The organism is Candidatus Tisiphia endosymbiont of Neophilaenus lineatus (assembly GCF_964264975.1).
In the GTDB taxonomy this organism is placed as follows: Bacteria; Pseudomonadota; Alphaproteobacteria; order Rickettsiales; family Rickettsiaceae; genus Tisiphia.
On record NZ_OZ183649.1, the window covers coordinates 688,143 to 713,122 of the forward strand.

Here is a 24,980-nt window from a genome sequence, read left to right on the forward strand (position 1 = left end):
TTATGATCAGGCTTATTTATCCTAAATTTTGGCACACCAAGAACATTATAGCATATTTATTATTACCACTAAGTTGGTTATATCTTTTTGCTAGTTATTTAAGAAAAATAATTGCACGCCCTATAATATTTCCTTGTAAAGTAATTTGTGTCGGTAATATAAGCATTGGAGGTACTGGTAAAACTCAAATAGTGATCTTCCTTGCGAAAATGTTGAAGGCTATTAATATTGATTTTATAATTATTACTAAAGGTTATGGCAGTAAACTGAAAACGGTGTTGTTAGTTGAACCACATCATACAGCACTAGATGTTGGAGATGAAGCAGTAATGCTATTAAAATATGGTAAAGTCATAGCTAGCAAGAAAATTCAATATATACTGCCTTTTATACAGAAAATTAAGCCAAAGGTGGTTATAGTAGATGATGCAATGCAGAATCCTAATTTTTATAAGGATATTGTTATTCTGTCAGTTGATGCTGACAGGTTATTTGGCAACGAATTGTTAATTCCAGCCGGTCCTTTGCGTGAGTATCCTAAACAAGCTATTGAAAAAGCGGATATAGTCATTCTTGTCGGTTCGAGTAATGTTGCTCCTTTTTTCTTACATAAGGAGCTTCCCTTTTTTCAAGCCCAAATAGTTCCAACTATAGACATAGATAAAACAAAGAGATATTTTGCGTTTAGTGGTATAGGTAATCCTGAACGGTTTTTTTCTACATTAGAAAATTATGGATTACAGTTAGTTGGTAATAAAATTTTTCCAGACCATCATCAATATCGTGAAGAAGATTTAGACTATTTAAAAGAACAATCAGAAAAATCTAATGCTCTTCTAATAACAACTAGAAAAGATTACGTAAAAATATGTTATACTAACTTGTCAATAATATGTTGTGATGTACATTTATTACTAAATAATCAAAAATTATTAGCAGATTTAATATATGAAAAAATTCTTTAAAAATATTAAGTATTTGCTTGAGTATTTTTTCGTTTTAATAGTACTAAAGATATTAGGAACATTTGGTATCGACAAATCTGTACAAATTTGTCGGTATATAGCAAGGAAAATAGGTCCTCTATTGCCAGTCAATAAAATTGCAAAAGAAAATATTCAAAATATTTTTGGCAAGAATCAGACAAATGGTCTAAGCATGGAGACTCAAGTAACCATTGATCAAGTATGGGATAATTTTAGCAGTTTTATAGGAGAATTCCCATATGTTAATAATATGTCAGAGGAAGAATTATCTAGAAGGGTAGAAATAATCGGACTTGATAATATAATAGAATTTCAGAAATCACAGCAACCTTTCTTATTATTTACGGGGCATTTTGCTAATTGGGATTTTGCACTTAAAATTATAAATAAATTTTATCCTAAATTTGCTATTATCTATCGTAAATTAAATAATCCTTATATTGATAAGCTGATTAATGATAGGCGTAAAACTAGTGATATAAAGCTAATTCCAAAAGGAGAAAAGGGTGCAAGAGATCTCATATCTGCAATCAAATCAGGATACGCAATTGGCATGCTTGTAGATCAAAAAATGAATAATGGCATTGAAGTACCATTTTTAGACCGACCGGCCATGACTGCTCACGCAATTGCTAAAATTGCCTTACAATTCGGCTATCCGATTATACCATTACAAGTGGTTCGGACTAATAGTAATAACAGTTATTTTAAAGCTATTATCCATCCACCAATACAATTACAAAAAACTAATAATAGTAAAACAGATTGTTATAATATAATGTTTACCATTAACCAAATTTTAGGTAATTGGGTTAAAGAAAATCCAGGCCAATGGTTTTGGTTTCATAATAGATGGAAGAATAATAACTATGCCCCAAATGACAAAATCTGCAAATAATAACATGTAGCCGAAAATGTAAATTTAATAAGTACTGGCTAAAAGTTTTTTTGCAAAAAAAGTATGGCTAAAAACCATATAGTAATCAAACATATCCAAAGCCCACCTCTAATGTCATATGTACGCTTGATTAGGATTTTTAGAGCATCTTCAGTTTTTTTAGCTTCTCTTATACACTCTGATCTCATGGCAACTATGTAACCTGATATAGTCATAATCTTGCTATATAGTTGTTTTAGATCTTTATCATTAAAATCATTTTGCATAAAACCCTCTTACTATGATTGTAGGTAAAATATTCCTATTCATTATTAGATAGGGTAGTTGAGGTTGCATTTTTAAAAAGAAAGTTGCTAAATAAGCAAGAATAAATTTGATTACTGAACAAATATTGTATATATTCATAAGGCATTTCCTTTTATGATTGAGGTTTTGTGCTTAACTAACAATTTAGTATTATTTCGTTTTTATTCAACTTACCTATATTTGTAGTAGTTGAATTTATGTACTGAATAGTTTTAGTTTTTAAAGTTTATCTTACTAAATAATTCCTTTAGTAAGATAAACAACTTTACTGTGACAATTTTTTATTGTCAAGAAAAAACCGTTTTTCACGGATCAAATTTATAAAAAAAAATATTTACAATGGGCTGGATTGAAAATATAAAAGAATTCCTTAGGAATAAAATGGAAGAGAATCAACTAAAGGCAAGTGATCTTGCTGAACTTGCAGTCATTCCTACGACTACTATGAGAGGGATGTTGAGTAATCGACGTCCTGAAATAAAGAACATAATCAAACTTGCAAATTATTTTGACTGCTCTGTTGATGAAGTCCTAAATAGAAAGGGATTTGAGCCTCAAGAAAAACAAGAATATATGCAACTATCTCCAGAAGCATTAAGTGCTAATTTGAAGAGTTTTATCACCGAAAAGATGAATAAAAACAAAATGACTCAATACGAATTAGGAGTAGAAGTTAGTGATAGTCCAGACAGCATTCGAGCTTTTTTAAGAGAAGATGGTAATAAGCAAAAAATGCTAAGTACTGGAGCAGTTATAGCTATTGCTGATTATTTTAAAGTTTCTATTGATGAAATACTAGGTAGAACTTCGCAGCTTGGAAGAGAGAAGAAGGTAGACATATCTTTAGGTAACTTAAAAACATTGAGCCCTGAAGTTCTAAAAGCCGCTCAACTGATTGGGAAATCCATTGCAAGTGATATATCACCTAAAGCTCTGACTACAGATAATGTTGCTCCCAGCCATGTGAGTTCTTTAATTAAGAAATCGCCTAATAGTACCAGAGGAAGATAATTCTTTTTTATTGATAATAATTTAATGCAAGAACGTATTAGCAATATTAGGGGGCTTTTCGCTAAGTATAAAATAGATGCCTATATAGTACCGTCTAATGATCGATATTTTAGCGAGTATGTTCATGAAAGTGCTAAACGACTGCAATATATGACTAACTTTAGTGGGTCAAATGGTATTGTGGTGATCTGTAAAGATCAGGCGGTATTTTTTACAGATGGTCGTTATCTAGAACAAAGTAAGCGTGAACTAGAACCAAAAATTTTTGAGATTTTTGATATTAAAGATTTACCCTATTTTCCTTGGGATGATTATTTAGGTAATGATGGTATATTAGGATATGATGCGAAACTCTTCACTAATGTTAAGTTAAAAATATTTTCTAAAATAAAGCCTCGTTTACATAAAGTATCTAATAATTTAGTAGATCAAATTTGGCGTAATAGACCAGCAGAGCCATCATCAAAAATATGTATTTATGATGATAAGTTTGCTGGTCAATCGTATAGTGATAAAATTACCATGTGTCGTAATCTACTCACTAAATATTCTGCAGATACCATGATTGTTACTGCAGCAGATTCAATATGCTGGTTATTAAATCTCAGAGCAAGTGACATTCCATATTCACCATTGATGCTTGCTATTATAGTCCTAATCACTAAGAACCAACTATATTTATTTATTAATCCAAATAGGGTAGACCAAGATATTATACTTGCTCGTCCTCATGTAACTATCTTACCTTCTGCACAATTTGCTGATATATTGAGTCAAGCTAATAAAGTCCTAATTGACGAAAACTTCACTTCCAATTATATCATAGATTTGCTAAGCACTAAGATAATAGAAAAAATAAATGATCCTTGTCAATTAGCTAAAGCCCGTAAAAACGATATTGAAATTAACCATGCAATTAATTCCCATATTAAGGATGCGGTGGCACTATGCGAATTCTTTGCATATTTATTCGAACTACCAAATTTGCAAGATCAAACTGAATATGATTTAGGAGCAATATTAACAGAGTTTAGATTTAAGCAAGATCAATATGTTATGGATAGCTTCCCGACTATATGTGGCTTTAAGGAAAATAGTGCTATAATTCATTACCGAGCAACAAGCACGGGGGCAAAGAAAATCTTGGGTAAAGGTATATTATTAATTGATTCTGGTGGTCAATATAACGGTTGTACTACTGATGTAACTAGGACTTTTGCTATAGGTGGGTATCCTAACAAAGAACAAAAATTACGTTACACTCAAGTTCTTAAGGGGCATATTGCTTTGTCGATGATTAAGTTTCCAGTTAATCTTATTACTGGAGGTAATTTAGATGTGCTAGCTAGGCAGTTTTTATGGAGAGATGGACACGATTACCCACATGGTACAGGTCATGGTGTTGGTAGCTTCTTAAGTGTTCATGAAGGACCGCAAAATATTAGTTTACGCAGTAACATTATTCTAGAACCTAGTATGATTGTATCTAACGAGCCAGGTTATTATAAAACAAACGAATTTGGTATTAGAATAGAAAATCTGATGTATGTCAAAAATACTTCACAGGATGAAAATTATCTAGAGTTTGATACTCTCACCCTTGTTCCTTATGCAAAAGATTTAATAGATCGCAGAATGCTAAACGCAGATGAGATAAATTATATAAAACAATACTATCAAAAAATTAAACAACAAGTTTATCCTCTACTTTCAATTAGAGGACAGAAATGGTTAAGTAATCAATTACTTTTCTAGCTTGTTGATTTCTTCAATACTCAAACCGGTAATCTTGGCTATATACTCAGACGTCATATTTTCTTTAAGTAAAAGGCACCGTCAAGTTAAGTAAAATAGTATCAAAAAGAGCTATATTTTTAGATTTCAGGCAGCAAGAAGTCTTTGAGTGGCTTCGTCCAAAATGGATTTAGCTGATGCAAATGCAATTCTTTGCTCAATTGCTGTTTTTTACTATATCTTCCAACATTTACGGCAAATATATTTCTGACTTTTCCCATCAGTGATAATTTACAGTGGGCTGAATTAGGATGCTTAAATTTAATTAATATCTTCTCGTTGCGCCTAGTTGGTTGATGAGCATTCTCAACACGATTATTTAGTCTTTTATGAGTGCGATGCTCAGTTTTAGGGCACATAAGCTTAATCGGCTTAATGTAACTTCTGAGCTTATCAGTAACAATTACTCTTGGAGCTGGATAATGACCCAATCATTTTGATAAAAAACGAATAGCTGATTTTTTATTACGACGCTTCTGCAGTAATACTTCTAATTCATGCCCCTCAGAGTCAACAGCTCTCCATAATATCAATACCTCGACTTGAATCTTAATATTCATCTCATCTAAATGCCATTTATCAGTTGGTTTCCTCTCTCGCTTTCTGATAACATCTTGAAAATAAACCGCAAATTTATTGCACCAAAATCTTACTGTCTCATGACTTAAAATAATACCTCGATAGGCCATTTGTTCTTGTACATCTCTGTAACTATTATTGAATCGATGATATAACCATACTGCATGGCTAATAATGCTTACTGGAAAACGATGTCTCTTTGGGGATTGAATAATACACATAGCACTGAAATTTAGGTAACAATTGTCACTGATAATCTATAAATTATTCCCTACATTTGCTCAATACTTAATTTACATTTCTCTTAACTTGACGGTGCCTATATGCATTTTCCAGTTAGCAATAATAAGTTTTTTCATAAAAATCGCTTGCAGATATTAGTGTACAGAACTATTGTAGTATACTACAAAAACTTGCAGAAGAAATTTATAATTTATGTTAAATAATATTAGAAACACTGCTGATAGTTTTGTAATGCGTGTTTTACTTGGAATGATTGCCTTTGCATTTGTTGGATGGGGAATTAAAGATGTATTACAGACTACCAATAATTTTGATTTGATTACATTTTCTGATGCAAAAACTATTAGTGAAGAAGATTTTCTAAAAGCAAAAGCCGAACAAATTCGTGTTATTCAAAAACAAACTGGAACACATCTTAGTGAAGAAGATATAAAGCAGTTGAATATTGATAATTTTATTATTAAAAAACTTATCAATAATCGCATTATGAATTATTTAGTACACTATTATAATCTAGATATAACTGATGATACTGTGATTCAGTTTATTAAAGAATCCGCTAATTTTAAGAATGAGCAAGGTCTATTTGACATAGCACTCTTTAAAGGTTTTTTAAAAAACTCTTATATTAATGAGGAGGACTATGTATTTGATGTTAAAGAACATACCTTAAAGAATACTCTAATTAGTATTTTTATAGAATCATTTCAAACACCAAAAATAATGGTCAAAAATATCGTAGACTATATGGCCGAAACAAGAGATGTCGACCTTGTACAAATTGACTTAAAAGCCCAACCTAAAGGTGCGTTTATGACTTATGCAACTCCGGTCGAGTTAGAAGAGCTATACAAGGAGAATCAAGAGTTATTTGAAATACCAGAAAAACGTAGCTTGTCTTATGTAAAAATATCAAGTGAAGTGTTAGGTAAGCAAATTCATAATAGCGATGCAGAATTATTAAAGTTGTATCAGGATAACCAAGAAGAATTTGCTAATAAAAAATTTAGCGAGGTACGAAAACAGGTTAATGAATTATTGCAACAACAAAAAATAGAAGAGCTGAAGCTACTGTTAGCAAAAAATCTAGAAGATGATGTGGCAGCTGGTTCAAGTTTAACAGAAATTGCCAAAAAATATGAATTACCAATACAGAATTTAGATTCTGTAAGTTATAAGGATTTAACTAATAATATACAAGATGAATTTCAAGAGTTGGCTAAGCCTGCGAGTGGCGAGCAGACTAGGCTTAGTCAAACCGTTGTTCCTACGCGAAGTCCCATCGTGCCACAACGCCAACACTTAAAAGGCGAATGGTATGTTGATCTTGGCAAAAATGCTGACAGTATTTTTGATCTTGCAGAAGGAGAATTATCATATCCAATGGAACTAACTGATACAGGAGCTTTTATATTGGTTGAGATTAAATCTATTCAGCCAAGTAAACTACAAGAATTCTCGGCAGTCAAGGATCAAGTATACGAACTATGGTATAAACAATATATTAGAAAGATAAATTTAGGAAACATAGAGAGTCTTGCTAAAGAATATAAACCTGGTAAAAGTAAAAAACCTCTAGATATTACTACCAACCAAGCTGCAACTTTTTCTAGGTATGAAGTTCATAATAATCAGCAATTACCAACAGAATTACTATCAGCAATTTTTAATGCTAACATTGATTCCAATACTCCAGTTTTTCAGTCACAAGATAGGGCGTATTTTGCTTACGTAAAATCAAAAAGAATTGATAAGATGAAAAGGCAAGAAATTCAGAAAAAAAATGAAGTAGATATTGCAGTAGCCATAAGAAACAATGCTATGGATGAGCTGATTAGCTATGCCATCAAGAAAAATAAAATGAAACAAAATAGTATGTGATCATGATATAAATTAGATAACTAATTTTAACTATATTGTTACTAAACCTTGCATATTAATATATATTAAGATTATAATATGTCATATTAATATAATTTTAATTATGTGTTTATTATGTCAAAAGATCGTACGCTATTAGTAAGGCTTTCTACCGCAAAACAATTACTTGAGAATAAAATTTATAAGACAGAACGAGCTATAAAGTTGTTTGCTACTGATAGTAGTGTTTATGAGATATTGAAGGCTGCTAATTTGGAGGAATGTTGTAATTTTGTAAAAACTACGGAAGATAGATCATCAGCTAGTCAGGAATTAAAAGCTAGTTTAAAAGGTCTGCATAGTCAACAATCTGTCTTATCAAAGTATAATACAGTTAATTGCAAAAAGTTTGAAGAACGTAGTGACCAAATACACACAATAATTCAAGCTAGAAAGTTACTTAAATGTATTGACCAACATGATTTTAAGGAAACACTGAAGATTGCTGGGTTGAGCTATATAATTAAGAAGGGTGCACCAGGAATAACTAGAATATGGATAACAGAAAATACTTTTTTTGAAAATTTGGATAAATATTTAGAAGTTAAACGGGAAGAATATAAGATAATACTAGAAGCACATCAAGCTGAATGTGGAGCAAGTACTCCAGCACTACCCCTATCAACTCTTCTTGAAGGATCAAGTAACTGTAATAATACGTATGTTACTAATAACAACCATCCAGCAGTAGCTTCTGCACCACCTAGTGTACTACCACTTAATCAACATTTATACCCACAATTATCTCCAAATATTACAACTACAGCCCATACAGTGCACTATCCGCCGAAAGTTCGTAAACATGCCCCACCACCTCCATATAGTGAAGCAGTGCATGATGTTTCAAGATCAGAATCTGATGAGAATAACCTAGAGTTTTCAGGTATTGTATATCATCATGATTAAGCTCAGCTTTGTGGTTATACCACAATTGTTGAAAGTTAAAAAACGGCACCGTCAAGTTAAGTAAAATAGTATCAAAAAGAGCTATATTTTTAGATTTCAGGCAGCAAGAAGCCTTTGAGTGGCTTCGTCCCAAATGGATTTAGCTGATGCAAATGCAATTCTTTGCTCAATTGCTGTTTTAGGCACCGTCAAGTTAAGAGGGCACCGTCAAGTTAAGTAAAATAGTATCAAAAAGAGCTATATTTTTAGATTTCAGGCAGCAAGAAGTCTTTGAGTGGCTTCGTCCAAAATGGATTTAGCTGATGCAAATGCAATTCTTTGCTCAATTGCTGTTTTACTATATCTTCCAACATTTACGGCAAATATATTTCTGACTTTTCCCATCAGTGATAATTTACAGTGGGCTGAATTAGGATGCTTAAATTTAATTAATATCTTCTCGTTGCGCCTAGTTGGTTGATGAGCATTCTCAACACGATTATTTAGTCTTTTATGAGTGCGATGCTCAGTTTTAGGGCACATAAGCTTAATCGGCTTAATGTAACTTCTGAGCTTATCAGTAACAATTACTCTTGGAGCTGGATAATGACCCAATAATTTTGATAAAAAACGAATAGCTGATTTTTTATTACGACGCTTCTGCAGTAATACTTCTAATTCATGCCCCTCAGAGTCAACAGCTCTCCATAATATAAATACCTCGCCTTTAATCTTAATATTCATCTCATCTAAATGCCATTTATCAGTTGGTTTTCTCTCTCGCTTTCTGATAACATCTTGAAAATAAACCGCAAATTTATTGCACCAAAATCTTACTGTCTCATGACTTAAAATAATACCTCGATAGGCCATCTGTTCTTGTACATCTCTGTAACTATTATTGAATCGATGATATAACCATACTGCATGGCTAATAATGATTACTGGAAAACGATGTCTCTTTGGGGATTGAATAATACACATAGCACTGAAATTTAGGTAACAATTGTTACTGATAATCTATAAATTATTCCCTACATTTGCTCAATACTTAATTTACATTTCTCTTAACTTGACGGTGCCTTAAAAATAGATTTTTTTGTAGGTCAAATTTCAGGAAATTTGTCTGAGAAGTTACATATGAAATTTTTAGTAAAGTAAGAAAATCCTGAAACCCTGATAGGGATTGGCGGGAGTGATGGGACTCGAACCCACGACCTTCTGCGTGACAGGCAGACGCTCTAACCAACTGAGCTACACCCCCTTTATCAGGCTTACTATGATATACTACTCGTAAATGAAGAGTTGATAGACGAAGATCAAAATTATGATAGTAGCAGGAGTCGAAGGGTCAAGGAGCGGAGAGTACATTTAGTACGTGGCTACCTACGATCCCTGAAGACAACAACGCAATTCTTGATTTTCATCGAGTATATATAGGTAAGCCGTAATATATATAAAGTCAACTCCCCTGTCAAGAACTCATCAGTAACTAATTGAACTTGATTGCTTATAGGCACCGTCAAGTTAAGAGAAATGTAAATTAAGTATTGAGCAAATGTAGGGAATAATTTATAGATTATCAGTGACAATTGTTACCTAAATTTCAGTGCTATGTGTATTATTCAATCCCCAAAGAGACATCGTTTTCCAGTAAGCATTATTAGGGCACCGTCAAGTTAAGAGAAATGTAAATTAAGTATTGAGCAAATGTAGGGAATAATTTATAGATTATCAGTAACAATTGTTACCTAAATTTCAGTGCTATGTGTATTATTCAATCCCCAAAGAGACATCGTTTTCCAGTAATCATTATTAGCCATGCAGTATGGTTATATCATCGATTCAATAATAGTTACAGAGATGTACAAGAACAGATGGCCTATCGAGGTATTATTTTAAGTCATGAGACAGTAAGATTTTGGTGCAATAAATTTGCGGTTTATTTTCAAGATGTTATCAGAAAGCGAGAGAGAAAACCAACTGATAAATGGCATTTAGATGAGATGAATATTAAGATTAAAGGCGAGGTATTTATATTATGGAGAGCTGTTGACTCTGAGGGGCATGAATTAGAAGTATTACTGCAGAAGCGTCGTAATAAAAAATCAGCTATTCGTTTTTTATCAAAATTATTGGGTCATGATCCAGCTCCAAGAGTAATTGTTACTGATAAGCTCAGAAGTTACATTAAGCCGATTAAGCTTATGTGCCCTAAAACTGAGCATCGCACTCATAAAAGACTAAATAATCGTGTTGAGAATGCTCATCAACCAACTAGGCGCAACGAGAAGATATTAATTAAATTTAAGCATCCTAATTCAGCCCACTGTAAATTATCACTGATGGGAAAAGTCAGAAATATATTTGCCGTAAATGTTGGAAGATATAGTAAAACAGCAATTGAGCAAAGAATTGCATTTGCATCAGCTAAATCCATTTTGGACGAAGCCACTCAAAGACTTCTTGCTGCCTGAAATCTAAAAATATAGCTCTTTTTGATACTATTTTACTTAACTTGACGGTGCCGCTTCGATCTTTGGTCGCGAGAACGCCAATTCTTGAAGTTCACCGAGTATATAAGGTGAAATAATCAGCAATTTCTTTAAATTATTAAGCCTTTTACTTGTGATTTCCATAGTTTTTTGTACAATTTACTGTTTTTTAGTAATTCCTCATGTTGTCCATCTTCAACTATGCTACCTTCATTAAAAACCAAAATTCTATCCATATTCAACAAAGTTGATAATCTATGAGCTATAACTAATACAGTTTTATTTTGCATTAAGTAATATAGAGAATCTTGTATCAACTCCTCAGTCTCAGTATCTAGACTACTTGTTGCTTCATCAAGAATTAATATTGGAGCATTCTTTAATATTGCCCGTGCTATTATTATTCTCTGCCTCTGACCACCTGACAAGTTATTACCCCTTTCACCACATAAGCTTTGGTATCCTTCTGTTAGGCTCTCAATAAATTCATGTATATGAGCTAGTTTTGCTGCCTCTATTATCTCTTCTAAGCTAGCATCTTTTTTTCCATATCTAATATTATCCATGACTGTCCTATGAAATAGGATTGGTTCTTGCGGTATTATACTAATATTTTCTCGTAAAGAATCTTGAGTTACATATCTAATATTTTGCCAATCAATTAGAATTTCTCCTTGGTCTATATCGTGCAACCGTGTAATAAGATTAATAAAAGTTGTTTTTCCTGAACCAGAAAACCCTACTAATCCGACCCTTTGTTGACTCAAAATTGTAACGGATTTATTCTCAAATAAATTATTATTATGGTAATATTTAAAACTAACATTTTTAAATATTATCTCACCTTTTGTAACCTTTAGAAGATGGGCATTCTCAATATCTTCTATAATATGAGGTTTCATTAATGATACACTTTGATTAAAAGAACCAAACTCTTCGAACATATCTCCTACTTCCTGCGTTAGATCCCAAATTTCACTACTAACCGTTATAGATAAAGTAAGTATCAACACGCAATCTCCTATAGTTATTTGCATTTGACTACGAAGTTGAGCTAGATAATAAACCATTATAAAAATCATTATAGAACAAGCTATGCCTAGTACAATACGTAGCTTAAACATAAAGAGTTGCATAATTTGTTCATTAACTACAGCATCATCTATCCTTACTTCTAGATTCTGGCGTTCAAATTTATGAGAAGTAAACATCCGTATTGCACCAATATTTGCAATTGCATCAACAATACTGCCGGCAACTATTGATTTGCTTCGTGCATAATTTACTGAATATTTGTTTATTGTACTTGAACAGATAACACTAGTCCCTACAAAAACACAAATATGTATAAGGAATATAGTAGCAAATATTTGATGTATCCAGTACATTGTTCCAAGAGCAAAAACAATTATAGCTAGTTTGTATAGAATTTTCTCTCCAAATAAAGACAAAACCATTTCAAAAGATCTAGCCCCTTCAGTAATACGATTGGTAATATGACCAGCAAGGTTTTCTTGAAAAAATCTATGATTATGGTACTGAGTGTAATTATACATTTCGTCTAATATCTGAGCTTTGATATATGGCATGGTTTTTAGATAAATATAATCATAAATTCGCCACATAGTATTTACACATACCCACCAAAATGCATATATTATTGCCCAAAACAACATGGAGGAAGGTAGGTCTTTAACTGTTTCATTAGAAAAAGACTCAATCAAATTTATAACTTTTTGTAGCAACACACTATCAATAGCTGGTATCATTCCCCGTATTATGCATAACACCCCTAAAATAGTTAGTTTAATTCTTCTTTTCTTTAAAAAATAGAAAAATAACCTTATTGCAGACTTTGAAAAATCAAAACCTTCTAACACAGCACACACCTCATTACAAAAAAAACTAATTAGACTAAATAACCTAAATTAATCTAACAACAAACTCTTGCCACCTTATTACTAAACTATTATAAAAACGTACAGAATATCTGAAGTTGTTTAGAATGAAAGAAAAAAACGTACCTATTTTGAATACCCCAACTAAGAAAACTACAAACTCATTAGATACTGATAATAATCCCTTTTTTAATGTTAGGTATATTTGTCAATCAACGACTCTAATTACTGAATCTATACAAAAAGGCTTTGATGTTGCACAGTTACCTAATGGAGATATTACAGTTACAGAAATTAAAACAGTAAATGTTCATTATCATTGGGATTCTTTTAAACAAAAATTTGTTAAAGTAAGCCAAAGTTAGCATTATACACTATAAATATATTATTTTTTTGCAAAATATACTTAGTGTATGTATAATATGTATATAATTAAGTGAATCGATTGTGTAATTAATTTATGGTAATAATATGCTACTTAAGAACATAGTAACCTTCATTGCTGTTACTTTATATTTTAGTCTATCAATATGTTTTGCAACTACCATGCCAAGTAATAACAATCCAGCAGCATCATTAGAAGCATCAGCTCCTACTGCATTAACTGCATCTGTTACAATACTAAATGCTTGGGCAAGACCTTCTGCTACTGTTAGCAAAAATAATAATTCTGCAATATATTTTGAGATTTTGAATGACTCTGACCTCGATTACAATTTGGTAAATATTTCTTCAGATATAGCTAACAAGGTTGAATTACATAAAAGTTTTGTTGATGAAAAAGGGGTTAGTAAAATGGTAAAACTTGATAAGCTAGTCATCCCAGCTAAAAGTAGTGCTATTTTACAACCGGGTGGTATGCATATTATGCTCTTGGATCTAAGAACTATACTAAAAGTTGGTGATAATTTTGATTTATCCTTATATTTCGATAATGGTCTTCAGAAAGTTGTTCAAGTAGAAGTAAAAACAAAGTAGTTAGTCGTTCTTATAATAGACCTCTTTCGAAACTTGCTTATGCTGAGGGATTTGCAGGAGACGCTTCACCTCGAACCGCAGCGTACTCTAATTCCGTTACGGATTCGAGTACCGCATCATTCCAAATCACCAGCAGAAGTAGAGTTTCGAAAGAGGTCTAATGAATGGATATTTGCCTTATATGCCAGCTATTGTTAACTCTAGTATCGGTAGTCTAGATGTCATCCTATGCTGGCAAAGCTTTCCTTGTTTGTTGTTCCCATTCTTTAGATCATCCGAGTATACTCTTTTGCTCCTACGAATTGTTTTTTGAAAATATCATGGATTCGCATGCTCATCATTCATTTTCAAATCCAATTCTTCAAATTATTTGAGTATATACGTGAATCTCCTACAGTTTTGCGAAACTAATTATTTAAATTAACCTGAATTCGATGTAACAAGTTACATCGAATTCAGTATTATATATAGAAACAATCAGGTGTAGAACCGCTTCAAGAGTGCATTTTTCCTTATAACAAAGCAAGTATCGATATAAGAATTATTAATTCTTATATCGCACTAAGGTTAAAGTAGAAGAATATATAAATATTTTAATGAGGATGCTCTGCTAATTAAAGCTGCTAATTAAAGTTTTAGTACTTTTAATTTTTAACTATATCATTTATATTCGGTAATTTAAACATAGTATGTGTAATTATATATGACCATTATGTCTGATAATTGGATAAGAAAAATGTGTATAGAACACGATATGATTGCACCTTTTACTGACACGCAGGTTAGATTGAATACTTCAGAGAGAATTATTTCTTATGGTTTATCTTCATACGGTTATGATGCAAGAGTCTCGAAGGAATTTAAAATATTTACTAATATTAATTCGGCAATAGTTGATCCAAAAAATTTTGATGAATATAGTTTAGTAGACAGAGAGGTTGATGTTTGTATTATTCCGCCAAACAGTTTTGCCTTAGCAAGAACAATTGAGTATTTTAAAATTCCAAGAGATGTGCTAGTTATCTGTGTTGGTAAATCAACCTATGCAAGATGTGGTATAATTGTTAACGTAACGCCGTTAGAACCGGAATGGGAAGGGCATGTAACATTAGAGTTTTCCAATACTACCCCACTGCCAGCAAGAATTTATGCTAATGAAGGAGCATGTCAATTTTTGTTTTTAAAAGGTGAACAAACTTGTAATATATCTTATGCCGATCGTTATGGGAAATATATGAAACAAAAAGGTGTTACCCTTCCAATAACTTAAAATTTAAAATGTAAAGGATTATATTATTATGAAAGATACTAACCAAAAAGAAATGCCTCATATCGCTGTTAATGCACAATACATAAAGGATTTATCTTTTGAAAATCCAGACGCTCCGAGAGCTTTAGTATCTTTGGAACGTAATCCACAAATTGACTTATTCCTAGACCTCAATATTTCTAATTTACCTGAAGAGAATTTTTATGAGGTAGAATTAAGTATAGAAGCTAAAGCAATGAGTGAAAAGCATAGACTATTTATAGTGGACTTAAAATATGCAGGGGTTTTTAATTTAATTAATATAGAGGAAGATCAACACCAAATAATACTAGCAATTCATTGTCCAGCAATGATTTTCCCATTTGCTAGAAAAATTATTGCTGATGTCACTCAGGATGGTGGTTTCCAACCATTGATGATTGACCCGATTGATTTTGGTGCTTTATATCATAAAAAAATGCAAGAAAATGATAATTAACCATTCACCTTACGTATAGCATTTAAAAAGGCACCGTCAAGTTAAGTAAAATAGTATCAAAAAGAGCTATATTTTTAGATTTCAGGCAGCAAGAAGTCTTTGAGTGGCTTCGTCCCAAATGGATTTAGCTGATGCAAATGCAATTCTTTGCTCAATTGCTGTTTTACTATATCTTCCAACATTTACGGCAAATATATTTCTGACTTTTCCCATCAGTGATAATTTACAGTGGGCTGAATTAGGATGCTTAAATTTAATTAATATCTTCTCGTTGCGCCTAGTTGGTTGATGAGCATTCTCAACACGATTATTTAGTCTTTTATGAGTGCGATGCTCAGTTTTAGGGCACATAAGCTTAATCGGCTTAATGTAACTTCTGAGCTTATCAGTAACAATTACTCTTGGAGCTGGATAATGACCCAATAATTTTGATAAAAAACGAATAGCTGATTTTTTGTTACGACGCTTCTGCAGTAATACTTCTAATTCATGCCCCTCAGAGTCAACAGCTCTCCATAATATCAATACCTCGACTTGAATCTTAATATTCATCTCATCTAAATGCCATTTATCAGTTGGTTTTCTCTCTCGCTTTCTGATAACATCTTGAAAATAAACCGCAAATTTATTGCACCAAAATCTTACTGTCTCATGACTTAAAATAATACCTCGATAGGCCATCTGTTCTTGTACATCTCTGTAACTATTATTGAATCGATGATATAACCATACTGCATGGCTAATAATGATTACTGGAAAACGATGTCTCTTTGGGGATTGAATAATACACATAGCACTGAAATTTAGGTAACAATTGTTACTGATAATCTATAAATTATTCCCTACATTTGCTCAATACTTAATTTACATTTCTCTTAACTTGACGGTGCCCTCCTAGCTCTTCTTGAAGTTATACTATCGTCTACCAACTCTTCATTTACAAGCAGTATACGTAAGGTGAGTGATTATTTATTACATGACTTATAGTTCTCGTACCATTTCCGATTATGGCATACACTCAACTATTGATTGCAATTTTTAAATTACTCTGCTAATTCATTTAAGATTTGGTATTGTAATACGTTATTATTTTGTGTATCATAACTTGAGTTCGATGTAAGACATCGGTTTAATAGCCTAGGGTGACATCACCCCTAATGAGGATAATTACTTGAGCCTAGTATTAATTTGCTACATCGATACTTAAGGTTATCATAAGAAATATTTTTAATCACTTGAAACTGAAGGAATTTAAAATGCAAGTATTCGTTGGAAAAGCTGCACCGGATTTTACAGCTAAAGCTATTATGCCTGATAATAGTATAGAATCTGAATTTAATCTTAAAAATTATGCTAAGGGTCATAAAGTTGTATTGTTTTTTTATCCCCTAGATTTTACTTTTGTTTGTCCATCAGAAATTATAGCCTTTAATAATAGATTAGGAGAATTTACTGAAAGAAATACAAAGTTAATAGCAATAAGCGTTGACTCGCATTTTTCTCATTTGGCTTGGAAGAATACTCCTTACAATAAAGGTGGTGTTGGCAATATCCAAATTCCTATGGTGGCAGATCTTAATAAAAATGCCTCACATAGTTATAATGTACTTCATGATGATGGAATATCACTGCGTGGTACTTTTGTTATTGATGAAGAATTCATAGTACGCCATTTGTCAGTTAATGATTTGCCAATTGGTAGAAATATTGATGAAGTAATAAGACTGATAGATGCCCTAGACTATAATGCAAAGCATGGTGAAGTATGTCCAGCTGGGTGGCATAAAGGTGATGAAGGTATTACCCCATCACATAAAGGAGTCGCAGATTACTTAGCTTCCAATGCAGAAAAATTATAGTATATAGAGTAGGTTTGCTGGATCAGTAGATGTCATTGCTAGCTACGAACACCAATGTACCGTATACCGTAGCTAGAGATGACATCGAGATTACCATATATGACACGCATAGGTTTATGCAGGTTTCTACCGCTAGTTGTAGCTTTTAAACTTCTCTAGTTAGAAATTAATTGTTTTTTTACTTAGTGGGGGAAAATTTTGTTATATACTGCAAATATCATCTAAGAGACTCCAATTTGGGATAAGAATTGACAAATTCTTATCTCGAATTCGCGTAAGGGATAATTTATATCAAAGTAAGCTTAATAGCCAAAGCAAGAGATTTGATACTTAAGGAGCTATTTTTGGATACTAACCGAGTATCTTATACAAAAGAAACAATTGATATTCTAAGACTAATTAGGAGTGAAAATGTTGGTCCAAGGACTTTTTGGAGTTTAATAAAGATATTTGGTAGTAGTAGTACTGCAATTGAAAATATACAAGAATTCTCACTGCGAGGTGGACGCTCTAAACCAGTAAAGGTATTTTCACAAAGTGAGGCAAGTTAAAGAACTTGAGCTTTTGGAAAAGAATAACGCCAAAATTATTACCTATAAGTCTTTAGAATATTCAAGGTTATTGTTAGAGATTTTTGATTGCCCGCCTATACTAAGTTATAAGGGCAATATCGGGTTATTATCACACGAAAGATGTTTAGCAATTGTTGGAGCAAGAAATGCTTCAGTAAATGGTCGTGCTTTTGCAGCTAGAATCGCTAAGGAATTGACGGACGCAGATTATATAATGGTTTCTGGACTTGCAAGAGGTATTGATACGGCAGTGCATCAAGTTAATATCTCTAAAACAATAGGAGTTATCGCTGGAGGAATTGATCATGTCTATCCCCTAGAAAATGTTAAATTATTCGAGCAAATTCAGCAAGAGGGGTTAATAATTGCTGAATTACCAATAGGTTCAAAACCTCTTGGACAACATTTCCCACAACGTAATCGATTGATTTCTGGTATATCTCTTGGAACGGTAGTAATTGAGGCAAGCCTAAAATCTGGATCATTAATAACAGCAAGGTTTGCTTTAGAACAGAATAGAGAAGTATTCGCAGTGCCAGGATTTCCGTTAGATCCTAGATGTCAGGGTACTAATAAACTTATCAAGGAAGGAGCATATATGGTGGAATCTACCCAAGATATAGTAACTAATCTACCACATGTTTCTAAGGTTGTCAGCAAATCTAAGGATGTGGCGAATGATTCAGCTGAGAATAACCAGTTTAAAGCGTTAGATATAAAATATGCTAACCCAATTACCAACGATATGCGTATGAAAGTTAAGGAGCTTTTATCTTCAACTCCTATAGATTTTGATTGTTTGCATCAAACGCAGCTACCTTTGCAGGTTATATATATGATGGCGTTAGGCAAAGCGGGTAAATTACAGTTGGTGAAAATCCAACCTACGTAAAGTTTAGCCAACAGCGTAGAACCAAATTTCACATATATGGAGGTAACGAATTATGTGAAGCTGAGAGGAGGGATGTAGTGGGTTGTAACGTAAGTGAAGGATATAAGCTCCGAAATATGCGATATCATAGAGGTTGACATGCTTCATTTCATGGAAAACAGGATGTGTAGTTGCGATAAGGCGAGCAACTATTGCTCTACCGGAGTCACAGACCATGACACGCTACAAGACGGAATTTACCTGAACCTCTAGGAGATCCATTGTATTCTTACGCAAGTGAGTACTTTAAAACAAGCTGTTAAGAGCAAGAATTAAAGTATGATACAATGGAAGTCGGACTGACTCATAGTATTCTGAGCATGGGAAAGCCATGTACATGGGGAAGGGGTCAGCAATATAGCGTTAGTGTAAGTACGCTTAATTCACTAATACACGGAGGTTAGAGAGTAGAATGGAAAGTAAACTTAAACTTATATCTGCTAAAGCTAAGGAAGATAAGAAGCTAAAATTTACAGCACTTGTGCATCATATAAATAAGGAGAATCTTATTAAATGTTACAAAGAGCTGAAAAGGAACAGAGCTTATGGCATAGATGAAGTAACGGTTGAAGAATATGGCAAGAATCTAGAGGAGCATGTAGAAAAGCTTGTGCAGAGATTAAAAGATAGAAGCTACAGGGCTAGTGCAGTTAGAATGGTATATATACCTAAAACTAACAGCAAAGAAAAGCGAGGGCTTGGTATTTCAACAGTTGAAGATAAAATAGTGCAATTAGCAGTAAAGAAATTGTTAGAAGCAATATATGAGCAAGATTTTCTAAAATGCTCTTACGGATTTCGACCTAACTTAAGCTGTCATTCAGCAATAAAAGCCTTAAATGAAGTGGTAATGAAAAAGCCAATTAATTATGTTGTAGAAGTAGATATTAGGAAATTTTTCGATAACATAAATCATTATTGGTTGCAAAGGTGTTTAGAAGAAAGAATATTAGACAAGAATTTTATGTGGCTAATAAGAAGACTTTTAAAAGCTGGAGCAACTAAGGATGGTGTTGTTAGTAGCAGTGATCAAGGTATACTGCAAGGCTCAGTAGCAAGTCCAATACTTGCAAATATTTACTTACATTATGTCTTAGATCTATGGTTTGAGAAAGTCTTTAAGTCAAAAGCTAAAGGCTATGTTGAGTTAATAAGATACTGTGATGATTATGTGGTGTGTTGTGAAAGTGCTAAAGATGCAGAAGAATTTTTAAACTTACTACAAGATAGGCTAAAAGGTTTTGGATTAAGCATATCAGAAGAGAAAACAAGGAAGGTTAAGTTTGGTAGACGACCTTGGCAACTAGCAAGTAAAAGGAAAGAGAAAGTGGAGACATTTAACTTTCTTGGTTTTACTCACTATTGTGGAAAAAGTAGGCAAGGATACTTTGTAATGGGTCATAAGACAATGAAGAGTAGCTTTGCAAGAAAACTAAAAGAAACTCAAGAATGGTTAAAGTCAATAAGATCGCAAATAGCTTTGAAAGAATGGTGGCCAACACTAAAATCAAAACTAACAGGACATTATAATTATGTTGGTATTAGCGGTAATTTTCAATCGATCTCTAAGTTTTACTATAGAACTGTACAAATGGTACATAAGTGGATAAACCGAAGAGGTAGTAGAAAAGTAAGCTATAAATGGTTTAAAAACTATTTGCAGTGGAATCCGCTACCAATGCCAAAAATAAAGTTTTCTTTATATGGTACTACTTCAAAGCAGAATAGCTATATTGAAGAGCCGTGTGTGGGAAAACCACAAGCACGGTTCTGTGAGGGCTATAATAGCAATGAAACTTTATTAATTAAAGGATGGTAAGAGCTATGATTTCTACTCGGCTAATACTGGAGCTAGAACTGGCTGGAAAAATAACTAGATATCCTGGCAACAAGATATCTTTAATTTATAAATAAATATGAAATTAGTAATAGTAGAATCGCCAGCAAAGGCGAAAACGATAAATAAATATCTAGATAATGGTTTTAAAGTTATTGCTTCGTTTGGGCATATTAGAGATTTACCATCTAAAAATGGTTCAGTTCTGCCAAATGAAGATTTTGCTATGAAATATATTATATCAGATAAAGCAGAAAAATATGTTGAAGCAATAACTAAAGATGCTGCCAAGGCTGAAATGGTTTATCTAGCAACAGATCGAGACCGAGAAGGAGAATCAATTGCTTGGCATGTTGCAGAAATAATAAAAGAAAGAAACTTGGTTAAATCTAGTGATTTCTTTAAAAGAGTAGCATTTGATGAAGTTACAAAAAAAGCTATTTTACATGCAATTGAAAACCCAAGAAAGATTGATATTGATTTGGTTAATGCTCAGCAAGCAAGGAGGGCTTTAGACTATTTGGTAGGATTTACTTTATCGCCGATATTATGGCGTAAATTGCCAGGATGTAGATCAGCCGGAAGAGTCCAGTCTGTAGCACTGAGACTTATTTGCGAACGAGAAGACGAAATTGAACGTTTTAAATCGCAAGAATATTGGGATATTAGTCTTAATATTCTTAATAGTAATAATGAACCGTTTTTAGTAAGATTAACTCATGTGAATGGTAAAAAATTAGAGAAATTCTCAATTACTAATGCACTAGCTGCCAATGATCTAGTCGAGAAAATAAAACTAAAGAATTTTCATGTTGCCTCTATAGAAAAAAAACAGCAAAAACGTCAACCGCAACCACCTTTTATTACCTCTTCGCTGCAGCAAGAGGCTGCAAGAAAATTAGGGTTTACTGCTAAGAAGACTATGCAAATTGCCCAAAAACTTTATGAAGGTATGGATATAGGTAATGAAACTATAGGTTTGATCACTTATATGAGAACGGACGGGACAACTCTTGCTAGTGAAGCTGTTGAGCAAATACGTCAGTTGATAGATAAGAATTTTGGGGATAAATATCTGCCAGCTAGCCAGAGAGTTTATAAATCTAAAGCTAAAAATGCCCAAGAAGCTCACGAAGCGATTAGACCAACTGATATTACCCTGCTACCAGAAAAGTTAAAGGATAAACTAGATAAAGATTTTTACAAGCTTTATAACCTAATTTGGAAGAGGACGGTAGCTTGCCAAATGGAAAATGTTATTATTGATTTGCTAGTAGCTCAGCTTGATACAGAAGATAAAGAATTTACATGCAGAGCAAATGGCTCAATTATTGCGTTTGATGGTTTTTATAAAATTTATCAAGAAGGTCTAGATAATGAAACAGAAGAAGAAAATAGGCTTCTACCACCGCTAAAAGAAGGAGAGAAATTAATTACAGATTCAGTGAATCCAGCACAACATTTCACTGATCCGCCACCAAGATATTCTGAAGCTAGTTTAGTAAAGAGGCTTGAGGAACTTGGTATTGGTCGCCCGTCTACTTATGCTTCGATTATATCAGTGTTGCAAGATAGAAAATATGTAGTTGTTGAGAAAAAACGATTCTTTCCAGAGGAATTAGGGCGTTTAGTTACAACATTTTTAACAGGTTTTTTTAAGAAATATGTGGAATATGATTTTACAGCTGATCTGGAAAATGATTTAGATGAGGTGGCAGAAGGTAAAATAGAATGGAAGTCTTTACTAAAAAAATTCTGGGATGGGTTTAATAACAATGTAGAAGTAGTTAGTGGAAAGAAAATATCTGATATAATTATTTATGTTGAAGAAGCCTTAGATTATCACTTATTTGGAGAAAAGTCAGAAAGTAATAAGTCAAGAATTTGCCCATCCTGCTCTACAGGTCAATTAGATCTGAAGCTTGGTAAGTTTGGAGCATTCTTAGCTTGTAGTAATTACCCAGAATGTACTTTCAAAAAACAAATTACCTCTAAAAATAGTGATGATATTGCTACTACTATGGAAGAGAACAAACTATTAGGAGTAAATAAGGATGGTTTTGATGTTTTTCTAAAGAAAGGCCCATATGGTTTATATGTACAGACTAGTGAGCAAGTTGCCAAGGGTGAAAAGCCAAAGCGTGCATCATTGCCACCTTCTATTGCCCAAAATGATGTCACTCTTGCTTTAGCTATGAGGTTGCTTGAGTTACCGGCTAAATTATGTTTGCATCCTGAATCTCAACAAGAGATTATACTTGGTATAGGTAGATATGGCCCGTATCTTAAATATCTTGATAGGTTTATTTCAATACCAAAAAGATACGATCCTTTTAACATAACAACAGAGATCGCTGTAGAAATAATTGAAGCTAGTAATAATAAGTTAAAGAATAAACAAGAGAAAGATAATGGCGAGCAGGTAATAGTTGCAAAAAAAACTTCTAAAAAGAATGCTACAGCAAAAAAAACAACAAAAAAGAAAAAAGTACAATAAGCGGTTAAGATAAAATTATGGGAAGGGTTATCACAAGATTCGCACCATCACCAACAGGTATGCTGCATATAGGTAATAGTAGAACAGCTCTTATAAATTGGTTATATACTAGAAAGCATAATGGCATATTCATTTTAAGGTTTGATGACACCGATCTTGAACGTAGCAAGCAACAATATAAAAATGCTATTGAACAGGATTTGAAATTTCTAGGACTTAACTGGGATCAAACTTTTTGTCAATCTAATAGGCTTGATAGGTATGAGGCGATAAAAACATTATTATTACAAAAAAATAAATTATATCCTTGTTTTGAGACTCAGGAAGAGCTTGAATTAAAGCGTAAATTACAATTATCTAGAGGACTCCCTCCTATATATGATCGTGCAGCTTTGAATTTAACTCAACAACAAATAAACGATTACATTAGCCAAGGAAGAAAACCACATTATCGATTTTTGGTATCGCATACCCCCATTATTTGGCAAGATATGATTAAGGGTGAAGTTAAATATGAAGGTAAGAATATTGGTGATCCGATAGTTATCAGAGAAGATAATAGTATGACTTATATGCTTTGTTCAGTTATTGATGATATTGATTATTCGATTACCCATATTATTCGAGGCGAGGATCATGTAACTAATACCGCAATTCAGATGCAAATGTTTGAAACTTTAGGGGTAGAGATACCAAATTTTGCTCATTTGAGTCTAGTTATTAGCCGAGATGAAAAAATATCTAAAAGAATAGGAGGATTTGAAATCGCTGCTCTAAGGGATGAAATTGGATTAGAACCAATGGCAATTAACAGTTTTTTTAGTTTAATTGGTTCGTCATCAAGTATTGTATCGTTTAAGAATTTAGATCAGCTAATAAAAGAGTTTGACATTAATAATTTTTCTAAAAGTCCAACAACTTATTTGCCGGAAGAATTAGAACGTCTGAATCATAAATTACTAATTAGCCTTAGTTTTGATGAAGTAAAAGATCGCTTAAGAGAGATTAAGGCTGAGCAAGTAACTGAACAGTTTTGGTTGGCAGTGAGAGCTAACTTGCAAAAATTATATGAAATAAAAGATTGGTGGAATATTTGTTACTCACCATCCAAAGTTGAAGGATTAGATAAAGATTTTTTAAAACAGGCAGCTATATTGTTACCAGACGAACCAATAACCCTCGATAGCTGGTGCATTTGGACTAAAAGGATTATGATCGTTACTGGTAAAAAAGGCAAGGAGGTATTTCTGCCTTTAAGACTTGCTATAACGGGAATGGCATCTGGACCGGAAATGTCAGTAATATTACCATTACTTCGCAGAGAGGAAATTATAAAAAGATTAAGTTGATTTTTTTGTTGATCTAAAAAAATAACCTGAAAGGCTATTAATCCCCATTCGCGTCTCACCTTCGAGATAAATATGAGCAAAAATTATGCTTCAAAGTAGTATTATTATGCGATGTGTGGGATGAAAATTTACATTAGACTTCTTTCGAAACTCTACTTCTACTGATGATTGTACGTCAAGCCGGTACTCGAATC

21 protein-coding genes, 1 tRNA gene and 1 pseudogene are annotated in these 24,980 nt (G+C 32.8%); 17 read left to right on the plus strand and 6 right to left on the minus strand.

The annotated features are described in order from the left end of the window. Positions 1–2: 2 nt before the first annotated feature. The gene (gene lpxK / locus ACFE3K_RS04140; protein WP_375358366.1) at positions 3–965 is read left to right on the plus strand and encodes a tetraacyldisaccharide 4'-kinase; all 963 of its coding nucleotides are present in this window, start codon (positions 3–5) and stop codon (positions 963–965) included. Further along, on the plus strand, positions 949–1,884 hold the full coding sequence (locus ACFE3K_RS04145; RefSeq protein WP_375358367.1) for a lipid A biosynthesis lauroyl acyltransferase: 936 nt from the start codon (positions 949–951) through the stop codon (positions 1,882–1,884). The genes lpxK and ACFE3K_RS04145 overlap by 17 nt, the downstream gene beginning before the upstream one ends. Before the next feature lie 38 nt (positions 1,885–1,922). Here ACFE3K_RS04145 and ACFE3K_RS04150 read toward each other — a convergent pair whose 3' ends face one another. Continuing rightward, the gene (locus ACFE3K_RS04150) at positions 1,923–2,150 is read right to left on the minus strand and encodes a hypothetical protein (RefSeq protein ID WP_341747284.1); all 228 of its coding nucleotides are present in this window, start codon (positions 2,148–2,150) and stop codon (positions 1,923–1,925) included. A 379-nt stretch (positions 2,151–2,529) separates the two neighbouring features. Here ACFE3K_RS04150 and ACFE3K_RS04155 point away from each other — a divergent pair, with 379 nt between their 5' ends. Next, on the plus strand, positions 2,530–3,201 hold the full coding sequence (locus ACFE3K_RS04155; protein WP_375358368.1) for a helix-turn-helix domain-containing protein: 672 nt from the start codon (positions 2,530–2,532) through the stop codon (positions 3,199–3,201). Positions 3,202–3,225: 24 nt separating this feature from the next. Continuing rightward, positions 3,226–4,956 carry an aminopeptidase P family protein gene (locus tag ACFE3K_RS04160; protein ID WP_375358369.1) on the plus strand — a complete coding sequence of 577 codons (1,731 nt, stop codon included), beginning with the start codon at positions 3,226–3,228 and terminating at the stop codon, positions 4,954–4,956. Between the two features lie 119 nt (positions 4,957–5,075). Here the strand turns inward: ACFE3K_RS04160 and ACFE3K_RS04165 are convergent. Further along, positions 5,076–5,795: pseudogene (locus ACFE3K_RS04165) on the minus strand (IS6 family transposase). 214 nt (positions 5,796–6,009) lie between these two features. On the opposite strand from ACFE3K_RS04165, the gene ACFE3K_RS04170 reads away from it, so the two are divergent. Continuing rightward, positions 6,010–7,698 (plus strand): peptidylprolyl isomerase, encoded by a 1,689-nt coding sequence (locus ACFE3K_RS04170; RefSeq protein WP_375358370.1) that lies wholly within the window; start codon positions 6,010–6,012, stop codon positions 7,696–7,698. A 105-nt stretch (positions 7,699–7,803) separates the two neighbouring features. Beyond that, a complete protein-coding gene (locus ACFE3K_RS04175) occupies positions 7,804–8,643 on the plus strand; it encodes a hypothetical protein (protein ID WP_375358371.1) in 840 nt (279 codons plus the stop codon). Between the two features lie 252 nt (positions 8,644–8,895). On the opposite strand, the gene ACFE3K_RS04180 is transcribed toward ACFE3K_RS04175, so the two are convergent. Together ACFE3K_RS04180 and ACFE3K_RS04185 are read right to left on the minus strand one after the other, a co-directional pair. After that, the gene (locus ACFE3K_RS04180; RefSeq protein ID WP_375358372.1) at positions 8,896–9,606 is read right to left on the minus strand and encodes an IS6 family transposase; all 711 of its coding nucleotides are present in this window, start codon (positions 9,604–9,606) and stop codon (positions 8,896–8,898) included. 203 nt (positions 9,607–9,809) lie between these two features. Further along, positions 9,810–9,886: transfer RNA gene (locus ACFE3K_RS04185), tRNA-Asp, on the minus strand. Positions 9,887–10,388: 502 nt separating this feature from the next. Between ACFE3K_RS04185 and ACFE3K_RS04190 the strand changes: the two genes are divergently transcribed. After that, positions 10,389–11,099: an IS6 family transposase gene (locus ACFE3K_RS04190; RefSeq protein WP_375358373.1), complete on the plus strand. Its 711-nt coding sequence runs from the start codon at positions 10,389–10,391 to the stop codon at positions 11,097–11,099. Positions 11,100–11,227: 128 nt separating this feature from the next. Here the strand turns inward: ACFE3K_RS04190 and ACFE3K_RS04195 are convergent, their stop codons facing one another. After that, positions 11,228–12,997 carry an ABC transporter ATP-binding protein gene (locus ACFE3K_RS04195; protein WP_375358374.1) on the minus strand — a complete coding sequence of 590 codons (1,770 nt, stop codon included), beginning with the start codon at positions 12,995–12,997 and terminating at the stop codon, positions 11,228–11,230. 125 nt (positions 12,998–13,122) lie between these two features. Between ACFE3K_RS04195 and ACFE3K_RS04200 the strand changes: the two genes are divergently transcribed. The 4 genes from ACFE3K_RS04200 (at position 13,123) to secB (ending at position 15,741) form a co-directional block, all read left to right on the plus strand. Then, positions 13,123–13,380, plus strand: a complete 258-nt coding sequence (locus ACFE3K_RS04200) for a DUF2671 domain-containing protein (protein WP_342260299.1) — start codon at positions 13,123–13,125, stop codon at positions 13,378–13,380. 181 nt (positions 13,381–13,561) lie between these two features. After that, positions 13,562–13,993: a copper chaperone PCu(A)C gene (locus ACFE3K_RS04205; protein WP_375358375.1), complete on the plus strand. Its 432-nt coding sequence runs from the start codon at positions 13,562–13,564 to the stop codon at positions 13,991–13,993. A gap of 703 nt (positions 13,994–14,696) precedes the next feature. Next, on the plus strand, positions 14,697–15,263 hold the full coding sequence (gene dcd, locus ACFE3K_RS04215; protein ID WP_375358376.1) for a dCTP deaminase: 567 nt from the start codon (positions 14,697–14,699) through the stop codon (positions 15,261–15,263). A gap of 28 nt (positions 15,264–15,291) precedes the next feature. After that, positions 15,292–15,741: a protein-export chaperone SecB gene (secB, locus tag ACFE3K_RS04220; protein WP_375358377.1), complete on the plus strand. Its 450-nt coding sequence runs from the start codon at positions 15,292–15,294 to the stop codon at positions 15,739–15,741. Positions 15,742–15,822: 81 nt separating this feature from the next. Here secB and ACFE3K_RS04225 read toward each other — a convergent pair whose 3' ends face one another. Then, positions 15,823–16,533: an IS6 family transposase gene (locus ACFE3K_RS04225; protein ID WP_375358336.1), complete on the minus strand. Its 711-nt coding sequence runs from the start codon at positions 16,531–16,533 to the stop codon at positions 15,823–15,825. Between the two features lie 464 nt (positions 16,534–16,997). On the opposite strand from ACFE3K_RS04225, the gene ACFE3K_RS04230 reads away from it, so the two are divergent. The 6 genes from ACFE3K_RS04230 to gltX all read left to right on the plus strand — a co-directional run bounded on the left by ACFE3K_RS04230 (position 16,998) and on the right by gltX (position 24,786). Further along, positions 16,998–17,600 carry a peroxiredoxin gene (locus ACFE3K_RS04230; protein ID WP_341747226.1) on the plus strand — a complete coding sequence of 201 codons (603 nt, stop codon included), beginning with the start codon at positions 16,998–17,000 and terminating at the stop codon, positions 17,598–17,600. 323 nt (positions 17,601–17,923) lie between these two features. Further along, complete coding sequence (locus tag ACFE3K_RS04235) at positions 17,924–18,151, plus strand: DNA processing protein DprA (protein ID WP_375358378.1); 228 nt, start codon at positions 17,924–17,926, stop codon at positions 18,149–18,151. Next, a complete protein-coding gene (dprA, locus tag ACFE3K_RS04240; protein ID WP_375358379.1) occupies positions 18,138–19,064 on the plus strand; it encodes a DNA-processing protein DprA in 927 nt (308 codons plus the stop codon). The genes ACFE3K_RS04235 and dprA overlap by 14 nt, the downstream gene beginning before the upstream one ends. A gap of 451 nt (positions 19,065–19,515) precedes the next feature. Further along, positions 19,516–20,922: a group II intron reverse transcriptase/maturase gene (gene ltrA, locus ACFE3K_RS04245; protein WP_375358380.1), complete on the plus strand. Its 1,407-nt coding sequence runs from the start codon at positions 19,516–19,518 to the stop codon at positions 20,920–20,922. A gap of 97 nt (positions 20,923–21,019) precedes the next feature. Then, on the plus strand, positions 21,020–23,437 hold the full coding sequence (gene topA, locus ACFE3K_RS04250; protein ID WP_375358381.1) for a type I DNA topoisomerase: 2,418 nt from the start codon (positions 21,020–21,022) through the stop codon (positions 23,435–23,437). Positions 23,438–23,454: 17 nt separating this feature from the next. Then, on the plus strand, positions 23,455–24,786 hold the full coding sequence (gltX, locus tag ACFE3K_RS04255) for a glutamate--tRNA ligase (RefSeq protein WP_375358382.1): 1,332 nt from the start codon (positions 23,455–23,457) through the stop codon (positions 24,784–24,786). Positions 24,787–24,980 lie beyond the last annotated feature (194 nt).